We start from the raw sequence: 18,899 nt of genomic DNA, 5'->3' as shown, positions 1-18,899 counted from the left end.
TCCGTATGGACGGCGGGGTCCCACCGCGACCCACGGGTAGTCCGCCATGTCGCGGAAGATCGCCCGGCGTCGCGGCGCTGGGGCGGGCGAAGGTGCGCCTCTCCCGCTTCATCGACTCTTGCACGACACCCCTGTTAATGCGACATTACCCCCAGGCATCATTCGGCATACGTTATACGTTACGAGGTCGCAAAATGGTAGCCACGTCTGCCACGGATTCTTGGGGCGTGCGGTGAGGAGACCTCTCGCCCCCGGGCGGCGGTGACCCTCGTCAGCGTGGCGCCGGGGCAGACCACCAGGGCTACTCCAGCACCGGCGAGCTCGTCCTTCGCGTACTGGAGGGCCCATGACCCGCCTTTGGCGAATGCTCGGTGCGCACGACCGGCCGGCATCGCTCATCCCGCGGCACGGACATTCGGCATCGCCGACGATAAGCCTGCCAAAGCCCACGCTCTACCGGCGATCGCCGCGCATGGCGTGAGGGTGGCCGGTCCCTCGGCCTCGGAAAAAGGCGCACGGCCCTCCGCTCGATGTCCTCTACTGCAAGACAGGCGCCACACCCCGATGAGTTCTGCTGCGGCGGGGTGATCGCGTGGTGAACACATTTGCTCGGAACCAGCGAAAGGAACAGAGCGTGAAGTCAGCCCTGTCCACTACTGGGAAGGCGTTAGCAGCGCTCGCGGTGTTCGTCGCCGCTGTGTTGCTGCCGGCCTTCGCAGGTAGTACCGCGGCCTCGGCGGCGGTACAGGCGACCTACTACGTCGCCCCCGACGGCAACGACGCCAACCCTGGCACGATCGCGTCACCGTTCAGAACCCTGGAGCACGCCAGGGACGTCGTTCGCACGGTGAACGGCAACATGTCAGGCGACATCTATGTGTATCTCCGCGGGGGCGACTATTCGGTCAGCAGCACCATCGACTTCACGCCGGCCGACTCCGGCACGAATGGTTACCGGGTCATCTACGCCGCGTACCAGAACGAGACGCCGATCCTCAACGGTGGCGTCCAGGTAACCGGATGGACCCAGCACAGCGGCAACATCTGGAAGGCCCCGCTGAATCGCAGCAACAAGCTCCGTGCGCTCTACGTCAACGACAAGCGAGCGTACATGGCTTCGAAGACAATAAACTCGGGCGGGTGCTACGGAACCTACACCATCACGGCGGGGCAGGCGCCCTGGGCGTGGGAATCGGGTTCGCAGTGCGCGGGAGCGAAGTACAGCCAGAGCGATTTTCCCGCTATCGCCGCCAATCAGGACGACATCGAAATAGAGACGGCGACGACCTGGACCACGGCCATCGTGGGAGTCCGGCAGGTCACCACTGACGGCTCGAACCGTGTCGCCCTGTTCCAGCAGCCGGGAGCGGCTATCGCGCAAGGCGCCTTCAACGGGAACGCCCAGGTCGGCGGCACCCACAAGGTCATGAACGCCTACGAGTTCCTCGACACGCCGGGCGAATTCTACTTCGACAAGACGAGCCACACGCTGTACTACTACAAAGCGGCCTCCGAGAACATGTCGACCGCGACGGTCTTCGCACCGAACAACGTGTCCACCCTTCTCAGGGTCGCCGGAACCTCCACGAGCAGTCGCGTCCGGAACATCACCTTCTCCGGCCTCACGGTCGAGCACTCCGACTGGAACCTGTTCAACGTGGCCGGGTCGTCGTTCAAACAGGCCCAGCAGGGCAACCTCGGCGCGCTCGTATACGCCAAGCAGAACTTCCACGCCTACTACTACCGTAATGTCGACGTGGCGCCCGGCATCATCCAGATCGAGAACGCCGACGGGCTCGTCCTGCAGAACAACCGGATACAGCACACCGGCGTCGACGGAATCAACATGGTCAACGACGTGGTGAACACGCAGTTGATCGGAAACTTCACGAACGACATCGCCGGATCCGCCATCACCGTGGGCCATCCCCAGAATGTCTACATCGGGGACTACACCTCGACCAACCACGAGAAGTATCCCGCCCAGGTCGAAGGCGCGCCCAAGAACATCGAGATCAAGAACAACTACATTTACGACAGCGCCGTGCTGTTCAACGGGCACAGCCCCATCTCGGCGTACTTCGCCGACGGCCTGACCATCCAGCACAACCGCATCGAGAAAACCCCGTGGTCCGGCATAACGCTCGGCTGGGGGTGGTGGAACTTCGACGGATCGTCAGGCTCGATCGCGCCCAACCGGCCGACCACCACGGCGAAGAACAACAACATCAGCTACAACCAGATCATTGACACCGTGCAACGCCTGGGCGACACGGCTCCCATCTACACACTGGGCAGCCAGCCGGGAACCACAATCACCAACAATTATCTGCAGGGCGTCCCGTCCGGTCACAAGTACGGACTCCACCCGGACGAAGGCTCGGCGTACATCACCTTCCGCGACAACATCCTGAGCGTGGACAAGAATCTCACCGCGCTCATCAACTCCGATGACTTCGGGCGTAAGCATGACCTGAGCATCACTCAGACGTACGGTCCTATCAACAAGGTCTCCAACAAGAACCTGCCGAACAGCACGATCCAGGATATTCTCGTGTATTCCGACTATGTCTGGCCGTCGCAGGCCTATGGCATCGCCGTGAACTCCGGACTCGAGGATGCGTACAGGAACATCATCCCCCAGAGCAATCTTTCTCTGCCGGATTACGTCCTGCCTGCCAGCACGTTCGTCGCCGCCGGTGTGACATCGATTCCCATCCGGAGCGCCGGCGATGCGAACAAGACGGTCTGGCTCGCTCCCTCGGGTACGACTTCCTTCGCCGTCGGCAACACGATGACCAAGGCAGGCGGAACCGCGACCTCCATCGCCGTTCCGACGTCGGCCGGTGATTATCGGCTCTACGTCGTGGACGCACAGGGCAACCGTTCGGCTGAGTCGAAATCGCTCGTGAGGCAAGGAAACGGCGGCGGGAACAGCCAGCAGAACGTCACGATCGTGGGCGGCCAGTCGGGTCGATGCATGGACGTCACCGGCGGCACGGCGACCAACGGCGCTCAGGCGCAGCTGTGGGACTGCGGCGGCGGCACCAGCCAGCGGTGGACGTACACGTCGGGCAAGCAGTTGCAGGTGTTCGGCAACAAGTGCCTGGACGCGAACAACCAGGGAACCTCGAACGGCACCCAGGTGATCATCTGGGACTGCAACGGACAGACCAACCAGCAGTGGAACCTCAACTCCAACGGCACCATCACCGGTGTGCAGTCAGGGTTGTGCGTGGACGCCAACGGCGCCGGCACGGCCAACGGCACGAAGCTCATTCTGTGGTCGTGCAACGGCGGCACGAACCAGCAGTGGAGCCTGCGCAGCTGACGTGAGGTCCTACCGGGCCGCAGGCGGTCATACGCGTACCGCCTGCGGCCCGCCCCGGCAAGACTCATGACGCGCTACGTGCGACCTGCACGGTGGCATCGGTGAGTTCGGCTGCACGGGATGCGCGGGCGGCCAGGTCGCGCAGGTGGGCGCGGAGTTCGGGCGGGTCGTGGACCTCGAACTCGCATCCCAGCATGAGCAGCCTCGCCGCCAGCCATTCCAGAGTGTCGGCGTGGCCGCGGAGCGAGCAGGTGCGGTCGTCGATCGGGCTGACGTCGGCGGGGTCGGCGCCGAGGCGGGCGACCACCTGGTCGGCCGGCAGGTGGAGGATGGCGCGCACTTCGTAAGTGGGGACGCCGGAGTACAGCACCCGGGTGACGAAGGCGGCGGGGCCCTCGCCGGGTGGTTCGCGGCCAGTCACCCGTGCGCCGGTCGGCAGGGGGTCGCCGATCCGGTCGACGCGGAAGACCCGCCAGTCGTCTCGGTCGAGGTCCCAGGCCATGAGGTACCACCGCCGGCCGGAGGCCACCAGCCGGTACGGCTCGGCCAGCCGCCTGGTCTCGGCGCCGTCCGCCGCACGGTAGCGGAACCGCAGCCGTTCTCCGGCGGAGACCGCCCCGGCGAGCGTCACGAGCGACTGCGCGTCCACGGTCGGACCGGTCACGCCGAGCATGGTGATCGCGGCTGAGCCGAGCGCGCTCACCCGGTGCCGCAGCCGCGCCGGGAGCACCTGGATCACCTTGGCCAGCGCCCGCACGGACGCCTCCTCGATGCCCTCGACCGGGTTGCCCGCCGCGATGCGCAGACCGACCGCGATGGCCACCGCCTCCTCGTCGTCGAGCAGCAGCGGCGGCATGGCCCTGCCTGCGGCGAGCCGGTAGCCGCCCGCCGCGCCCATGCCCGCCTCCACGGGATAGCCCATCTGGCGCAGCCGCTCGATGTCGCGCCGGATCGTACGAGCGCTGACCGCCAGGCGCTCGGCGAGTTCGCTGCCCGGCCACTCACGTGGGGTCTGCAGGAGGGACAGCAGGGTGAGCAGTCGCGCCGCAGTGTCGGTCATGCCGTCCAGGATGCCGGGCATCTAGGACAAGAACCGGCCTACATGATGCCTAGCGTGTGCGGCGCACCACCGACACGAGGAGAGTCATGAACCCGTTCCGTATCGAGATCTCCCAGGCCGGCCTGGACGACCTGCGCGACCGGCTCGACCGCGCCCGCTGGCCCCGTCAGCTCCCCGGCGAGGGCTGGAGCCGCGGCGTGCCCGCCGACGTGCTCAGGGAACTGGCCGACTACTGGCGCACCGGCTACGACTGGCGGCTGCACGAGGCCAGGCTGAACGAGTTCCCGCAGTTCGTCACCGAGATCGACGGCCACGACGTGCACTTCCTGCATGTGCGCTCGGCCGAGCCGGACGCGCTGCCGCTGGTCCTGACCCACGGCTGGCCGAACTCGTTCGTGGAGTTCGCCGGCCTCATCGGTCCGCTCACCGATCCGGCGGCGCACGGCGGTGACCCGCGGCAGGCGTTCCACGTGGTCGTGCCGTCGGTACCCGGCTTCGGGTTCTCCGCCGCGCCGAGCGGCCCCGGCTGGGACACCGTGCGCGTGGCCCGCATGTGGGCCGAGCTGATGCGCCGCCTCGGCTACGACAGGTACGGCACGCAGGGCGGCGACCTCGGCGCCTACGTCGCGCCGGAGATCGCCAGGCTCGCCCCCGAGCACGTGGCCGGCGTCTACGTGATCAGCGGGCTCGGCTTCCCGACGGAGGCCGACGTGCCGGAGATGGACGAGGACGAGCGGGCGGCCTTCGCCGCGCTGATGTCCGCCGACTGGATGCACGGCGTGGACCATCACGCGCTGCTGCGGTCCGTGCCGCAGACCTTCACGTACGGCTGGCACGACTCCCCGCTGGCCGCGCTGGCCTGGATGACGCAGAAGTTCCACGACTTCTCGGCGGCGGGGCCGCTGGAGAAGGCGATCGACCGTGACCTGCTGCTCACCAACGTGACCCTGTACTGGCTGACCGGCACGTTCGGCTCGTCGTCCTGGCCGTACTACGACAGTTCGGCGTCGGCCTGGCCGGCGGGCCAGAAAGCGGTGCCGACCGGCGTGTACAGCGGCCCGCCCGGCATCAGGCGGCTGGCCGAGCGGCGCAACACCATCGTGCACTGGCCGGTGGACAACCCCTCGGGGCACCACTTCATCGCGATGGACCGGCCCGATGCCCTCGCAGCCGACATGCGCGCGTTCTTCGCGAAGGTCAGCTGATCAGCGAGGTCTGGACCATCGCGCTGCCGGCACACGCCAATGGTGTCCGTCAAAGCGGGACAAGCTCAGTAAGTGAAGGGACGAGACCCGCCGCGGATACATCGATCCTTTCCGGCCAGCCGAGGGGCGGGTCTCGTGCCCGGAATCAGCCCCGCGGCCGCTCACCCAAGCGGTCCGTCCAGCCGGCCTGCTCGATGACCACGCGCAGCGTTGGCGCCGTCTTGCCTGCCAGGACGACGTCGTACTGCAGCAACTCGGCCGTCCTGGGGTCGATGATCAGGTCGTAACGGACGTCGTCCGCGCCGGTCGTGGACAGGGCGGTCCCTGTGCGTCCTGTCACGTCAGCGGCTTCGCCCTTCTCGTCGATGCCCGGCTGGTCGGCGAGCATCTGATAGAGGGCGGCACGCGTGCCGGGCGTGGTGGGAGCGGTCAGGAGGTCGACGGCGCTCTGCCAAAGATGGGTGGCCAGGCCGCCCCCGCCCGCGGGCGCACTGTCGTAGGAGGCGGTCAAGCGGCGCTTGAGAGCCTCCTTGTCCGTGGGCAGGTCCGCGATGTTCTCGAGGGTGATCCCGGGATTGCCGATCGACAGGACGGGCTCGATGTCGTCTTTGCGCATGCCGGGCCTGTCCCTGCTCAGAATCGGCGACCCCGAGGCCTTCCAGGCCGCCTCATCGGCGGGCGAACCAAAGGTGATCTTCGCTGCCCGCCGCACCGACCCACCGGTGTCCCCCTTGCGCACCGCGCGCCAGGTGTCGGTGGTACTCGTCGTGTAGGCGTCGTAGGGCAGTTCGAGCTCCTTCAGGAGCGCCTCCTTGTCGAGGGTGGTGGAATCCGCCTTCTGGGAACGCCGATCCAGCTCCATCTTCAGCGACGTAATTCTCTTTATGTACTCGTCCGGCGCCACGTTCACCCGCTGGGCGGTGGTCTGCCGGGTGTACCAGTACCGTCCGGAGCCGGCCGGCTCGCCCGCCGCGGTCTCCGCCGCGGCCAGCAGGAACGACCGGGCGTCCAGGGCCGGGGACGTCGAGGGCTGCGCGACGGCGACCCCGGGCTTGGGCGCGGCGGGCTGGACGCCGCCGGACACAACCAGCGCGGCGGCGATGCCGAGCCCCGCCGCGACCGTGCCCGTGATCAGGAACAGCGGCATGCGGGGGACCCGCCAGGCGACCCGCGATACCGGCGTCGCGAAGGCTTGAGCGAGGTCCCCGTCGCGCCGGCGCTGGTACGCCTCGGCAGTCATCTCGTCCAGGGCTTTGGGCTTGAGCTGGGAGAAGAGCTGGTCGGACATGTCATCCTCCAGGTGAGGGGTAGAGGGGCGGTACGACATCACGCCTTCTCCAGACGGCCGAACAGGCCTTTCTCCGGAGAACGGGCGGCGGTTTCCTGGCGCAGCGCCGCCTCCAGGCGCTGGCGGGCACGGTGCAGCCTGACGTTGTACGTCCGGGTCGAGCAGCCCATGACAACGGCCGCCTGCTCGGGCGGCATGCCGTACCAGGTGGCCAGAACCATCGCCTCGGCGTCCATGTCGGACAGGGAGGCCAGCGCGGCGAGCGCGTTCTCCCTGTTCACTACCTGCTCGGCGATGTCCCGGCCGACGTGGTCCAAGGTCCCGCCGAGCGCCAGGATGCGATCGACGAGCGCCTGCCGCCTGTCGCGTGAGGTGCGCTGCTTGGCCAGCAGGTTGCGCGCCACGCCCAGCAGCCAGGGCAACGGCGGATCCGGCACCTTGTCCAGACGCCGCCATGCGACCAGGAACGTCTCGCTGGTCACGTCCTCAGCAGTGCCACCGTCGGCACGGAGTAGGGCGTAGCCCAGCACGTTCCGGTAATGCCGGTCGTACAGACCGGTGAATCGTTGTCGGGGATCGTCCACACCCAGTAGTCCCTCCGCGGGCTCCCGGATTACCCCGTGACACGAAATATCTGGATGTCACCGGCGCAGGAGCACCCCAGCGCCGTTCATCGTACGACCGGCCTCCACATGACACCGGCGACGGTCGCACGGCCTCGCACACGTGTCGCGGTGTCGAGCATGGTGATCTTCTTGCCCGGCCGGTGACCCCCGAGCTCGTGAGGAGAGCCCGTTTCGGCTGCGGTCCCTCAGAAGCGACCCTCACTGACGTCGTCGACGTCAGCGGCCGTGTCAGGACGGCGACGGCCCGGTATCAGAGCAGTCGGCGATGGTGGATCCCATGAACGGTCCAGCGATCGCGGCCTCGGGTCGCGAACCGGGCCACGCCGAGATAACCCCGGCCCTCGTGCGGGACGGGGTTTCGCAAGATCGAACAGTGTGGGTAGGGAGATTTCCGATGGGAACTGGCAACGGTGGCTTCTCCACAGCGGGGCTGCGCAGAGTGCGCGAGGTGCTGGCGCGGCATGTCGAGTCCGGGAAGATCCCCGGAGCCGTGGCCCTGGTCAGCCGGGGCGGTCAGACGCATGTCGAGGCGCTCGGCACGATGCGGCATGACGGTGGCGCGCCGATGCGGCGGGACACGATCTTCCGGATGGCCTCCACGTCCAAGCCGGTCTCGATCGCGGCGGCGATGGTGTTGCTGGATGAGTGTCGGCTGCGGCTGGATGACGTGGTGGATGCGTGGCTGCCGGAGCTTGCCGACCGGCAGGTGCTGACGCGGCCCGACGGCCCGCTGGACGACACTGTGCCGGCGCGGCGGCCGATCACCGTACGGGACGTGCTGACCTCCACCTTCGGGCTCGGCATGGACTTCACGGCGCTGGGCCGGCCGATCATGAACGCGGTCTTCGAGCAGGGGCTCACGCCCAACCTGCCGGTGGAGGTGCCCGAGCCGGATGAGTGGATGCGCCGCCTGGGCGAGCTGCCGCTGATGTACCAGCCCGGCGAGCAGTGGCAGTACCACATCAGCAGCGACCTGGTCGGTGTGCTGGTGGCCCGGGTCAGTGGCCAGTCGTTCGAGGAATTCCTGCGCGAGCGCATCTTCGAGCCGCTGGGCATGAAGGACACCGGCTTCCACGTGCCCGCCGACAAGATCGACCGGCTGCCCACCCTGTACGCCCCCGACCCGGCCACCGGCGAGTTCCTCGCCTGGGACGAGCCCAAGGGTGGACGGTGGAGCCGGCCGCCGGCGTTCCAGGGCGGCGGCGGCGGGCTGGTCTCCACCGCCGACGACTACCACGCCTACTTCCAGATGCTGCTCAACGGTGGCACCCACCAGGGCAGGCGGATCCTGTCCCGGGCCGCGGTCGAACTGATGACCACCAACCGGCTCACGCCCGAGCAGAACGCCGCCCGCACCGCCCTGGCCACCCGCAACGTGCACATCTCGTTCGGTCAGGGACAGCAGGGCGGCTGGGGCATGGGAATGGCGGTGCGCACCTACCGCGGCGACTACGCGCCGATCGGCCAGTTCGGCTGGGACGGCGGCAGCGGCACCTCGGCCTACGCCGACCCGGCCAACCAGCTCACCGGCATCCTGCTCTGCCAGCTCGGCTACACCGTGCCGAGCCCGGCGCACCTGATGAACGACTTCTGGACCACGCTCTACCAGGCGCTCGACGACTGACACCAAGCCCACGCCGGTGGCCCCCAGCCGGCCGTCCGAGGGCGAAATTCCCTCGGCGGACGCCAGCCACCGACGGGCTGGTTGGGCACGTGCTCGCCACGTACCCCAAGGACATGAAGCTGGACGGCAAGGCGGTAGCCGCGATCGCCGACCAGGTGCTGCCGGCCCTGATGGCGGTGACGCGGCTGCAGCGTCCGGACGACGGTGGTGGTCAGGCCGCCCTTGTCGGTGTAGGTCGCCTGCAGCACCCCGTAGATGTTGGCCGCAGAGTCGTGCTCACCGTCGACCGGCGCCGCGATCGACCCAGAACACCCGGACTTCGAGGTGATCTGGTGGCGTGGCCATCGTGCCCGAGGAAGTAGGTGACCGTCACCCCCGAGCAGCCGATCGTCCCGTCCTCGGGGTCGGACACGGTGACCTGGAAGGGCACCGTCTCGCCGAAGGAGAACAACCGCCCCGCCACCGGCGAGTTGAGCGTGACCGACGGCGCGGTGTTGCCCACGTTCACGGTCACGCTCGCCGTGCCGGTCAGCCCCTGCGGGTCACGGACGGTCAGCGTCGCGGTGTAGGTGCCGTTGGTGGTGTAGGTCTTGCTCGGGTTGGCCGACGTGGAGATGGTCCCGTCTCCGAACGCCCAGGAGTAGCTCAGCGAGCCGCCCTCGGGGTCGGAGCTGCCCGCGGAGGAGAAGTTGACCGTCAGCGGCGCCGGGCCGAAGGCCGTGTCCATCACCTGCGTCCCCGGCCAGACGTGCTCGGACTCCCCCGGGAGAGTTCTCCCGCACGTTTATCGGCATTCTGCCGGGGGACCTCGGCCTGCCTCAGGGCAGGCCGAGGTCCCGCCGGTTACCCGACGTTCTCGTTAGGAAATGGCGCAGCTGACGCCGTTGAGGGCGAACTGGTCAGGCTTGCCGGTATTGCCGGTATGGGTGGCCTGGAAGCCGATGTCGGTGGATCCGCCTGCTGCCAGCGTCCCGTTGTACGAGACGTTGCTCGCGGAGATCTGACCGCTGGAGCCGGAGTAGGTGGCGTTCCAGCCGTTGGTGATGGTCTGCCCGCCAGGAAGGGTAAACGCCAAAGTCCAACCGTTGATCGTTGATGTGCCACGGTTGGTGATGTGGATGCTGGCGGTGAACCCGTCGTTCCAGGAGTTCATCGTGTAGCCCACCTCGCAGGCGCCGGCCTGGCTCGGAGACGGTGTGGGGCTCGGAGACGGCGTGGAGGTCGGTGACGGTGACGGCGTGGGGCTCGGTGAGGGCGTGGGGGTCGGTGACGGTGACGGCGTGGGGGTCGGCGACGGCGTGGGGCTCGGGGCCGTGGAGAAGGTGATGTTGGAGACGTAGGAGTTGATGTTCCAGCTCGCGTCCGCGTCGGTCGAACTGGTAACGGGTTTGCCCTGGACGGTGAAGTTGGTGAAATGTACGCCGTTGATGTTCACGGTCGACGAACGACCGTGCAGGTTGACGACCTTCTTCACGTCGGAGGAGACGTTGGTGAAGTAGGCGTCGCGGATCGTCGCGGTGTTCTGCACGGTTCGCCAGGACGGCGGCCGGTCCTCCTCCAGGTCGATCAGGCTGTCGGTGTTCTCCACCCTGATGTTCTCCCACCGGGTGTTCGAGACAACGGCCGTGTCGACCGCGTCGATCACCATTGAGCGTCCCGCCTTCACCACGTCGATGTCACGGAACGTGACCCCGTCCATCGACCGCCCTTCCGTCTTGGTGCCGATCTTCGCGCAGCCGGAATTGCTGTAGCAGACGATATGCTCGTGGACGACGTTCTTGGTGTCGATCGCACCGGCGGTGGTGTCCTCGTTCTTGGTCGCCATGTTGTCGTCACCGGTGTAGAGGAAGGCGTTGGACAACAGGCCGTTGGTCGACTCGTCGAAATCCACACCGTCGGTGTTGTTGTAACCCGACGTGGGCCGACAGTTGATCAGCTTGTAGTTCTTGATGGTGACCTTGTCGCTGCGGTAGATGAGCGTGTTCCAGTAGCTGGAGTCACGGACGATCGGGCCGTCGATCTGGATGTTCGAGCTCTGCTCGATCTTCAGCAACGCCAGATTCATGCCCTGCGCCCGCAGCGACTTTCCGTTACCGTCGATGACACCGCGGCCCAGCACCTTCGCGTTGCTGACCTGGTACACCCGCAGGGAGGCGTGCTGCATGCCCTCGATGTTCACCCCGCCGCTGCCGGTGTTGAAGTCCGCCTTGTTGTTCGAGCCGTAGAGGACCGCACCGGCAGCCAGATACAACGTCATGTTGCTTTTCAGCCAGAGCTCGCCGACCAGGTACTTGCCCGCCGGCACATACAGGATATTGCGGGTCGCTCCCGACGCGGCGTTGATGGCACTTTGGATCTTGGCCGTGACGAGAGTCCCCCCAGTGTTGTCGACCCCGTAGTCAGCCAGGCTCTTGACGTTGGCGTCCCCCAGGTGCGGCGTATCGGTCTCGGGTGCGTCAATGAGGATGAACAGCAGCTCTGCGGAGTCGAACTGGACGACCAAGTAGTTCGGGCCGCTGTCGAAGGTGATGGTGTTGCCGCTTCTGGTGACCGCCAGCTTCCGGCTCTTGGGGCTGACGGTGTAGGAGTTGAAGCTTTGGGCGACGGTGACGGAGAACCTGGCGGTGCCCGCTGCCGCCATCGAGCAGTGCGCGTAGTGCACCTGCATCTCGGGAGCGAACTTAGTCATCTTCTCGACGAACAGCGGGGAGCCGTCCGCCGTGACGGTGTAGAGGGAACTCTTCGTGGCACCTGGCAGTGTGGGATCGGCGACGCAGCCGCCGGCTGCCAGGGCGGCCGCGTCGTTGCCGGCAGGGCTGGTCGCCGCAATCGCGCCGTACTCCGGCGTCACCAGGGCGGTCGTCCCGACGCCAACGCCAACGGCAAGCAGTGTGCTGATTAATAGCTTCGCCAGAGGTTTGATCTTCACGGGGATTCCTTGTTGTGGGGGGGCATGAAGTGCTGAGCGACTGGCATCACGACCGGTAGTCGATCACTTCCTCTCGAAAGGGGCTGATCCCAGCGGATCAGCGGTGTGAATACGTGCGTTTCCTGCCCATCAGGCCGGACCGGACCGGGAGCGGTTGGTTTCCTCACGACGAGTTGCATGGGCACGATCCGGCGCGAGTTGCCGGGCCGTTCGCTTCGTTGAGCAGGTCGACCAGAAGATCGACGGCCGTTCGGCCACATTGCTGTTTCGGCTGGCAGACGGTGGTCAGTGGAGGAGTCACGAGGTCGGCCGTGGGAATGTTGTCGAACCCCACCACGCTGACGTCTTGCGGCACGCGGACGCCGCGCGCGGTCATGTGGCTGATCATGCCGAGCTGGCCAGACATGACGGACGAGTGGCCGCGCTCCGCCTGCTGCGCGGCCCGGAACGACCCACGGCGATCTTCGAAGCCGGTGCCGTGTCGCCCACGTTCGTGGGTGGCGTCGCCGTCGCCGATGTCCTCCTCGCTGCCTCCGTCACCGCGGTGATCGCCTACAACGACATGATGGCCCTCGGCCGGTGTGTCGCCGATCGGATGTCCGACCGGATCGTGCCGCGGCCCGAACTCCGTCAGCATGACTCCGACGCGTTGCTCACGGGCCACCCGTTCGACACCGTGGATGATCTCCATGCCCCACATGTCCTCTAACTCGCTGAAGACGAGCTCATCCCCGTCGGCACAAGCGGGGTCAGCGTGGCGAGGACCGCGCCGATCCGCAGGCGGATTTTCGTAAGCTGGGCGGTTTCACGATCGATCTCCCTCGATGTCGACCTTGACGGCGCCGATCAGTACTTCCTTGCTGAACCGGCATCGGACGACCAGGTATGTGGACAGGTATATGGAGACGATCGGCGCGTACTGGGCCTCGTGCGCACCATGGACTCTCCGTTGATGAGGAGCGGTCCGCCCGACCCGTCGAACCATCTCAGAACAGAAACTTTCCACCTGAGCAGCACGAAACATAACCTAGAGATGAGGCGTGTCTCGGTCCACTCGCCCTCGGCACCGTCACCGCTACGCGGGCAGCCTCGCACTCTCACCGACTGGTCCGCCGCCCCTATGGCCAGCGCCTTTGTCATCGACGCCGATCTGAAACGCCCGTAAGCAGAGAAACTTTCTAGGCGGGCTTTCCTGAATATTTCAGAGCGGATTCGGCGTGCGGCGACAGCCACGCGTCCCAGCACATCCCAGGCCGGTCCGGCCGCTGACGGATCCTTGATGAGGAGGTACAAATGCCGTCGCGGGCGGACGGTTATCCTTGCGCCGTGAACGGACCTCCGCGCGGTCCGGCCGGGCGGAGTAAGTGATGAAGGGGGCCAGGTCGCCCTACGCCGAGTCAGGGGCGCCTGTCGCCGACCCGGAGCACCCGAAAGGCGACCCGACCCGGCCGGTGAATATCGCCGACTCCGGCCTCGGTTACGCAAACCTGCTCTTCATCGCCACCGTGCTCGCCGAGTTGCGTGCCGCCCGCGACCAGGACCTGACCGTTTTTCGGCTCTGGTACTAATTCTGTGATCTTCCAGCGCTCGGCTGCGGGTGTCGCTGATCATGCTGGGTGACCGATCCTGGCGAACATCTACCTGCACAGGCTGGGCGACTTCGTCAAAGTTCTGATTCCGGACTACGCCCGAGGGCGGATCCACAGGCAGGACACCGCCTATGCCAGGGTGCGCGCCGCCAGAGACCGGGCGACAAGCGCGGAGACCACGCCGCGGCGCGGGAGTTGCGCAGGCAGTTGCGGAGCATGCCCAGCGGGGATCACCGAGATCCCGGCTTCCGGCGGGCTGCGCACGTCCGGTACTGCGACGACACCCTGCTCGGGTTCACCGGACCCAAGGCTGAAGCCGAGGAGATCAAACAGCGCCTGACAGCGTTCCTGCGCGACGAACTCGCGCTGGACCACCGTCAACACCTACGGGGCCGAGTGGCGGGGCATCGTCCAGTACTACCTGCTGGCCGGGAACGTCCATCGTCTCCACCGACTTGGCTGGGTCATGGAGACCTCGCTGCTGAAGACTCTGGCCAACAAGCACCGCTCGTCGGTGGCGAAGATGGCCCGCAGATATGGCTTTGTAGGCATTCACCGGACAGGGCGGGTATATGCGAGTGGTACTCGGCGGGGGAAAGGGTCACGAAGGACCGGGCGTCCGCCCGGCCTTATCCAGGCCCTCGAAGATGGCCTGGCTGATCTCGCGCAGGGCTTCGAGCTGTCCAGGCGAGAGCACGTCGAACAGATGCTCCCGGACGGCGGTCACGTGACCGGGGGCGGCGTTCTCCAGGGCGGCGAAGCCGGCGTCGGTGAGCTGGGCGACCCAGCCGCGCCGGTCGGTCTCGGACAGGCAGCGGCTCACCCAGCCGGCCTTCTCCAGCGCCGCGACCGCGTGCGACAGCCGGCTCGGCGACGACCGGCACAGCTCGGCCAGCCGGCTCATTCTCATCGACCGGCCGGGCGCCTCGGAGAGGCAGACGAGGATCTCGTAGTAGGCGACGGGCATGCCCGAGTCGCGCCGGAGCTGCCGGTCGAGGTGGGCGGACAGCTCATTGCAGGCCGTCATGTAGATGCGCCATATTTCCTGCTCTTCGGCGTTCAACCAACGGACCTCGCTCATGACCTCAGCATACTGATTGTTTGAGCTCTCAACAGCTTGCCCTTCGGCGGCTTCGCGCATCGCTCACCCGCGCCGCCAGGAGTTCGCCGGCCGGTACAGGACGCGGTGGTCCCGTCCTCACCCGGCCCGCGCGACCGGGGCGGGAGACCCGCCGGAGGTGGCCCGCGGCGCGTCTTCCACCGCCGAGCAGCGCGGCGACGAGCACCGCCGGTTCCTCGCCGGTCGGGTTGCCGCGCACGATCCGCAACCGGCCCTCCCCCGCCGTCATGCCGGGGGATTCCCGTGCTTGCGGGAAGGCAGGTCGGCGTGCTTGGTGCGCAGCATCGCCGGCGAGCGGATCAGCGCCGACCGGGTGCGCCGGGGGCGTGGCCGGTGCCGGTAGGTCTCGATGGCACGGTAGTCGTTGCGGATGACCGGCAGGGAGATGCGCCGGGTCTCCTCGTCGGCGAGCACCTCGAACAGGCGGTCGGCGAGCTCGCCGATGAGGGGTTCGTCGCGCCGATCCTGCCTGCCGGGGCACTGGACCGAGCATCTCGACGTGTCCGGGCAGCACTTTGGACAGCGGGAAGTAGAAGGACGCATAGCCGCAGGCGTGCGGGAGGCACACCAGCCGGACGGCGGGGTCCGGCGAGGGCCGGAACCTGCGTATCCAGGGGTCGGCGATGGTGTCGTTTCCGTTCAACTGTTGCGCGGTCCTTTCGCTGTGGGCGGCCGCGACCGGGACGGAGAAAGCGCGAAAGAGCAGCCACGCCCTCCGGGGGGAGGTCGTGCCTGCTCGTTCGCGGTCACGACGCGGGAGCCGGTCATGCCTTCCAGTGGGGGTCGCGTCCGGTGAACCCGAGCAGGCGGTCCAGCGCGGAGGCGTCCGGCAGGACCGGGATCTCCGGCCCGAAGGACCCGTGCTGACGCCCTCCCATGCCGTCGACCTGCTTGGCGGTGTCGAGCACGTGCGCGACGAGCTCGTCGTCGACGGCGAACTCGGTCCCGACGGCGCGGGCGAGGTCCCAGCCGTGGATCACGATCTCCATCAGCATCACGTCGCCCGCGAACTGCGCGGGGTGGGTGCCCCGGAAGATCTGGGTGGTGCCGGTCCACACCTGCGGGTCGGCCCAGACCTTGGTGAAGCCGGGCGCGAGCGCGGAGATCCGCTCCCAGGGTTCCCGGCCGGCGTCGCCGGCCTTGTCCGGGCTCCACGGCTCCCGGCAGGCGGCGGACTCGCCCATGGACATCATGAGGAGCACGTGCTCGCAGAGGCCGTGGACGTCGTAGGCGTCGCAGGGTGTGGGTAGCTTGCCCTTGCCGGCGAGCGTCTCGTCGTTCGCCAGGCCGAGCAGGGTGTCGACGGCGCGGGACAGCAGTGGTCCGGTTGCCATGGTCGCTCCTTCTGTCGTGCCGCCGGGGCGGTGCGCCCGCCCCCGGGCGGCCGGATCGGTCAGTCCTGCTTGTTGGCCTCGACCTCGAGGGTGATCTTGACCTTCTCGCCGACGATCGCCCCGGCCGGGCCGGCGGTGATCTCGAAGTCGCTGCGGTTGACCTCGGTGGTGGCGGAGAAGCCGACGACGGGCTTGCCGTCGAAGCCCGTGCCGAACCCGTTGATCTCGAGGTTCAGCGTGACGGGCTTGGTGATGCCGCGGATGGTGAGCTCGCCGTCCAGCAGATAGGCCTCGCCGTCGCTGCGGACGCCGGTGGACACGAACGTGAGGGTGGGGTGGTTCTCGACGTCCAGGAAGTCCGCGGTGCGGATGTGGTCGTCACGCTGGCCGCTGCCGGTGCTGATGGACGAGGACTGGATCGTGGCCTGGACCGAGGACTCCAGCGGGTTCTCGGCGGTGACGATCTGCCCCTCGAACGCATCGAACCGGCCCCGCACCTTCGCGACACCCAGGTGACGGACGGTGAACGCCACATCCGAGTGCACGTGGTCGATCGACCAGGTGCCCGTGACGTAGTCGGGGATCAGGGCGACCGGTGTGTTCATGGGGGGACTCCTTCAGTGGGTCCAAGTTGTTGAGCGCTCATATATTGAGCACTCATGAACTTAGCGCAAAGCTATTGAGGTCTCAATAACTCTCCGGGGCTCGTTGCGATCCCGTCTTGACGCGGCGGTGCAGAGGCGCGGTGGTGCGGGGGCCGGCGTGGCGTTCCCCGGCCGGGTCAGCGCGGCCGGGTCAGCGCGGCCGGGTCAGCCGGTGGCCGCCGGGGCGCGAGCCGGCGGCGCAGGTCGTGCACGAGGGCGTTCGCCTCGGCGGCGTCACGGAAGCCGCCGAACACGTAGAAATCCGGACGTACCAGGATGCCGAGCACGTCCGCCTCGGCCAGGTACGGCAGATAGACGTCCTCGGCGTCCACCACCGCGCCGCCGTGCGCCGGTCGCGTCCCTGCCGGGACCACGTGCAGCACGTGCGTGCCGAGGCTGCCGAGGAACGCGAGCGCGTCGGCGTCGAGGAAGGGAGCATGCCCGCGACGAGCAGATCACGTCCGGATGGCTACACCTGTTCGATGAGGGCGCCGTCCTCGTGATCAGCGAATGGGAGTACGCCGGAAAGGGCTACTCCCCGGGTGACGCCCTCGTGGCCTCCCTCACCGCCTCGTCATCCATCGTCGGAGGTGGCAGCTGATGGCGCGCAACGATCAGCTCCTCACGGTTCCCGAGGTGCTCGCCGAGCTGGGTGGCGTGTCCCGCCGTACCTTCTACCGCTGGCGTGAACTCGGCCACGCGCCCAAGTGCGTCAAGCTGCCCAATGGAGAGATCCGCGTCTGGCGGAGCGACCTCGCGGTCTGGCTGGACTCCCTCAGGGAGGCCGCGTGAACACCAGCTATGACGTGAAGTTCTGGGACATCCGCCGTAACCCCTCCAGCAAGACGCCTTCCTACGTGACGCGATGGAAGGTCGGCCCCAAGGAGAGATCCAAGACCTTCCGCACGAAGGCACTCGCCGAGAACTTCGTGTCCGACCTACGGCAGGCGGCCAAGCGAGGTGAGACTTTCGACCTGGTCACGGGGCTTCCCGAGTCGATGATCAAGCCAGCCGATACCGGGCCGACATTCTTCGCTTCGCCCGGTCGTACATGGCAGCCCGCTGGGTCCACTCGGCGGCCCGCACTCGCGAGACGATGACGTACGCCCTACTGTCTCTCGTCCCGGCCCTCGTCAAGGATCTGCCGGGCAGGCCGGAGGACGAGGACCTCCGCACGGTGCTGCGAGAGTACGCCTTCCTGCCGGACAAGCGGCGTGGAGAGCTGCGGCCGGAGCACAAGGCGGCGCTCGCCTGGCTGAAGCGGCGTCCTTGCCCCTCGTCGACCTGATGGAACCGGCCGTGATCCGCTCGGCCCTCGACGCCATCGCCCTCCGCTTCAACGGCGAGCCGGCGGCCAATACCGTACGGCGCAAGCGGGCCGCGCTCCATCACATGATGGAATCCGCGGTGGAACTCAAGAAGCTGTCCGCAAACCCGCTGCACGCGGTGAAGTGGAAGCCTCCGAAAGCCGCCGGAGCCGTCGACCCGCGAACGGTGGTCAACCCGGCTCAGGCGCGGGCGTTGCTCGACGCGGTGACCCAGGTGGGCCGTACGCGCGGCCCTCGGATGATGGCCATGTTCGCCTGCGTGTACTACGCGGCTCTCCGCCCCGAAGAGGCTTCGGGGCTGTGCCGACAGAGCTGCGACCTCCCCGCCGAGGGGTGGGGCATGATCACACTCGAGAAGGCGTGGCCACAGGCGAACAAGCGGTGGACGAACTCGGGGGAGACCCACGACGAACGCGGCCTCAAGCACTGGGCCGTGGACGACACGCGGGAGATCCCGATCCCTCCGGTTCTCGTCGCGATCCTTCGTGAGCACATCGAGACGCACGGCACGGCGCAAGACGGTCGGCTCTTCCGGACGAGCAAGGGCCGGCCTTTCTCCTCCTCCGCGTACTCCGCCGTCTGGCAGGAGGCCCGGCGGCTGGCCTTCACCGTTGAGCAGATCGCATCCCCGCTGGCGGCCCGGCCTTACGACCTGCGGCACGCGGCGGTCTCCCTGTGGCTCAACGCGGGCGTCCCGCCGACCGAGGTAGCCCAGCGCGCCGGTCATGGCGTCGACGTGCTCCTACGCGTATACGCGAAGTGCATCGAAGGGCAACGCGCTCGCGCCAACGGGCAGATCGCGAAGGCGCTGAAGGCGTGAC

The 18,899-nt window shown here is 67.4% G+C and carries 19 protein-coding genes and 2 pseudogenes; 9 read left to right on the top strand and 12 right to left on the bottom strand.

The window, feature by feature from the left end:
- The first annotated feature begins 634 nt into the window (after nt 1-634).
- Nucleotides 635-3,331 (top strand): RICIN domain-containing protein, encoded by a 2,697-nt coding sequence (locus JOL79_RS35435; RefSeq protein ID WP_307848559.1) that lies wholly within the window; start codon nt 635-637, stop codon nt 3,329-3,331.
- 64 nt (nt 3,332-3,395) lie between these two features.
- Here JOL79_RS35435 and JOL79_RS16645 read toward each other — a convergent pair whose 3' ends face one another.
- Nucleotides 3,396-4,391, bottom strand: a complete 996-nt coding sequence (locus JOL79_RS16645; protein WP_210156727.1) for a helix-turn-helix transcriptional regulator — start codon at nt 4,389-4,391, stop codon at nt 3,396-3,398.
- Between the two features lie 86 nt (nt 4,392-4,477).
- Between JOL79_RS16645 and JOL79_RS16640 the strand changes: the two genes are divergently transcribed.
- Nucleotides 4,478-5,596, top strand: a complete 1,119-nt coding sequence (locus JOL79_RS16640) for an epoxide hydrolase family protein (RefSeq protein ID WP_210156726.1) — start codon at nt 4,478-4,480, stop codon at nt 5,594-5,596.
- 145 nt (nt 5,597-5,741) lie between these two features.
- On the opposite strand, the gene JOL79_RS16635 is transcribed toward JOL79_RS16640, so the two are convergent.
- Both JOL79_RS16635 and JOL79_RS16630 read right to left on the bottom strand, forming a co-directional pair.
- Complete coding sequence (locus JOL79_RS16635) at nt 5,742-6,884, bottom strand: CU044_5270 family protein (RefSeq protein WP_210156725.1); 1,143 nt, start codon at nt 6,882-6,884, stop codon at nt 5,742-5,744.
- Nucleotides 6,885-6,922: 38 nt separating this feature from the next.
- Entirely contained in the window at nt 6,923-7,468 is a 546-nt protein-coding gene (locus JOL79_RS16630) for an RNA polymerase sigma factor (protein WP_210156724.1), read from the bottom strand.
- A 436-nt stretch (nt 7,469-7,904) separates the two neighbouring features.
- On the opposite strand from JOL79_RS16630, the gene JOL79_RS16625 reads away from it, so the two are divergent.
- Nucleotides 7,905-9,134: a serine hydrolase domain-containing protein gene (locus JOL79_RS16625; RefSeq protein ID WP_210156723.1), complete on the top strand. Its 1,230-nt coding sequence runs from the start codon at nt 7,905-7,907 to the stop codon at nt 9,132-9,134.
- Nucleotides 9,135-9,345: 211 nt separating this feature from the next.
- On the opposite strand, the gene JOL79_RS16620 is transcribed toward JOL79_RS16625, so the two are convergent.
- From JOL79_RS16620 to JOL79_RS34050, 3 genes are all read right to left on the bottom strand, one after another.
- The gene (locus tag JOL79_RS16620; RefSeq protein WP_230984912.1) at nt 9,346-9,861 is read right to left on the bottom strand and encodes a PKD domain-containing protein; all 516 of its coding nucleotides are present in this window, start codon (nt 9,859-9,861) and stop codon (nt 9,346-9,348) included.
- Between the two features lie 132 nt (nt 9,862-9,993).
- On the bottom strand, nt 9,994-12,063 hold the full coding sequence (locus JOL79_RS34055) for a cellulose binding domain-containing protein (RefSeq protein ID WP_307848558.1): 2,070 nt from the start codon (nt 12,061-12,063) through the stop codon (nt 9,994-9,996).
- Between the two features lie 163 nt (nt 12,064-12,226).
- Nucleotides 12,227-12,754 carry a substrate-binding domain-containing protein gene (locus JOL79_RS34050; protein WP_230984911.1) on the bottom strand — a complete coding sequence of 176 codons (528 nt, stop codon included), beginning with the start codon at nt 12,752-12,754 and terminating at the stop codon, nt 12,227-12,229.
- 676 nt (nt 12,755-13,430) lie between these two features.
- Between JOL79_RS34050 and JOL79_RS16605 the strand changes: the two genes are divergently transcribed.
- On the top strand, nt 13,431-13,631 hold the full coding sequence (locus tag JOL79_RS16605; protein WP_210156722.1) for a hypothetical protein: 201 nt from the start codon (nt 13,431-13,433) through the stop codon (nt 13,629-13,631).
- 150 nt (nt 13,632-13,781) lie between these two features.
- On the opposite strand, the gene JOL79_RS16600 is transcribed toward JOL79_RS16605, so the two are convergent.
- Nucleotides 13,782-14,027: a hypothetical protein gene (locus JOL79_RS16600; RefSeq protein ID WP_210156721.1), complete on the bottom strand. Its 246-nt coding sequence runs from the start codon at nt 14,025-14,027 to the stop codon at nt 13,782-13,784.
- Nucleotides 14,028-14,058: 31 nt separating this feature from the next.
- Between JOL79_RS16600 and JOL79_RS35780 the strand changes: the two are divergent.
- Nucleotides 14,059-14,136 (top strand): annotated as a pseudogene (locus JOL79_RS35780) (hypothetical protein); the annotation flags it as partial.
- A 117-nt stretch (nt 14,137-14,253) separates the two neighbouring features.
- Here the strand turns inward: JOL79_RS35780 and JOL79_RS16590 are convergent.
- The 5 genes and pseudogenes from JOL79_RS16590 to JOL79_RS16570 all read right to left on the bottom strand — a co-directional run.
- Nucleotides 14,254-14,733 carry a MarR family winged helix-turn-helix transcriptional regulator gene (locus JOL79_RS16590; RefSeq protein WP_210156720.1) on the bottom strand — a complete coding sequence of 160 codons (480 nt, stop codon included), beginning with the start codon at nt 14,731-14,733 and terminating at the stop codon, nt 14,254-14,256.
- Between the two features lie 264 nt (nt 14,734-14,997).
- Nucleotides 14,998-15,315: a hypothetical protein gene (locus JOL79_RS16585; protein ID WP_210156922.1), complete on the bottom strand. Its 318-nt coding sequence runs from the start codon at nt 15,313-15,315 to the stop codon at nt 14,998-15,000.
- A 221-nt stretch (nt 15,316-15,536) separates the two neighbouring features.
- Complete coding sequence (locus JOL79_RS16580; RefSeq protein WP_210156719.1) at nt 15,537-16,106, bottom strand: TIGR03086 family metal-binding protein; 570 nt, start codon at nt 16,104-16,106, stop codon at nt 15,537-15,539.
- 59 nt (nt 16,107-16,165) lie between these two features.
- The gene (locus JOL79_RS16575) at nt 16,166-16,711 is read right to left on the bottom strand and encodes a YceI family protein (protein ID WP_210156718.1); all 546 of its coding nucleotides are present in this window, start codon (nt 16,709-16,711) and stop codon (nt 16,166-16,168) included.
- Nucleotides 16,712-16,887: 176 nt separating this feature from the next.
- Nucleotides 16,888-17,172, bottom strand: a pseudogene (locus tag JOL79_RS16570) (bifunctional 3-(3-hydroxy-phenyl)propionate/3-hydroxycinnamic acid hydroxylase MhpA); the annotation flags it as partial.
- Nucleotides 17,173-17,326: 154 nt separating this feature from the next.
- Between JOL79_RS16570 and JOL79_RS16565 the strand changes: the two are divergent.
- Genes JOL79_RS16565 through JOL79_RS34035 form a run of 4 tightly spaced genes read left to right on the top strand, consistent with a single transcriptional unit; the run spans nt 17,327 to nt 18,898 of the window.
- On the top strand, nt 17,327-17,542 hold the full coding sequence (locus JOL79_RS16565; RefSeq protein ID WP_307848581.1) for a helix-turn-helix transcriptional regulator: 216 nt from the start codon (nt 17,327-17,329) through the stop codon (nt 17,540-17,542).
- Nucleotides 17,539-17,850, top strand: a complete 312-nt coding sequence (locus tag JOL79_RS34045) for a hypothetical protein (RefSeq protein ID WP_230984910.1) — start codon at nt 17,539-17,541, stop codon at nt 17,848-17,850. The genes JOL79_RS16565 and JOL79_RS34045 overlap by 4 nt, the downstream gene beginning before the upstream one ends.
- Entirely contained in the window at nt 17,847-18,038 is a 192-nt protein-coding gene (locus tag JOL79_RS34040; protein WP_230984909.1) for a hypothetical protein, read from the top strand. Before JOL79_RS34045 ends, JOL79_RS34040 begins: the two co-directional genes overlap by 4 nt.
- Before the next feature lie 11 nt (nt 18,039-18,049).
- Complete coding sequence (locus JOL79_RS34035) at nt 18,050-18,898, top strand: tyrosine-type recombinase/integrase (protein ID WP_307848557.1); 849 nt, start codon at nt 18,050-18,052, stop codon at nt 18,896-18,898.
- The last annotated feature ends 1 nt before the right edge of the window (nt 18,899 follow it).

Origin of the sequence: Microbispora oryzae (genome assembly GCF_017896165.1) — a bacterium.
GTDB classification, from domain to species: Bacteria; Actinomycetota; Actinomycetes; order Streptosporangiales; family Streptosporangiaceae; genus Microbispora; species Microbispora oryzae.
The sequence above is the reverse complement of the archived record's forward strand: the minus strand, read 5'-3'. Positions and strand labels throughout refer to the sequence as shown.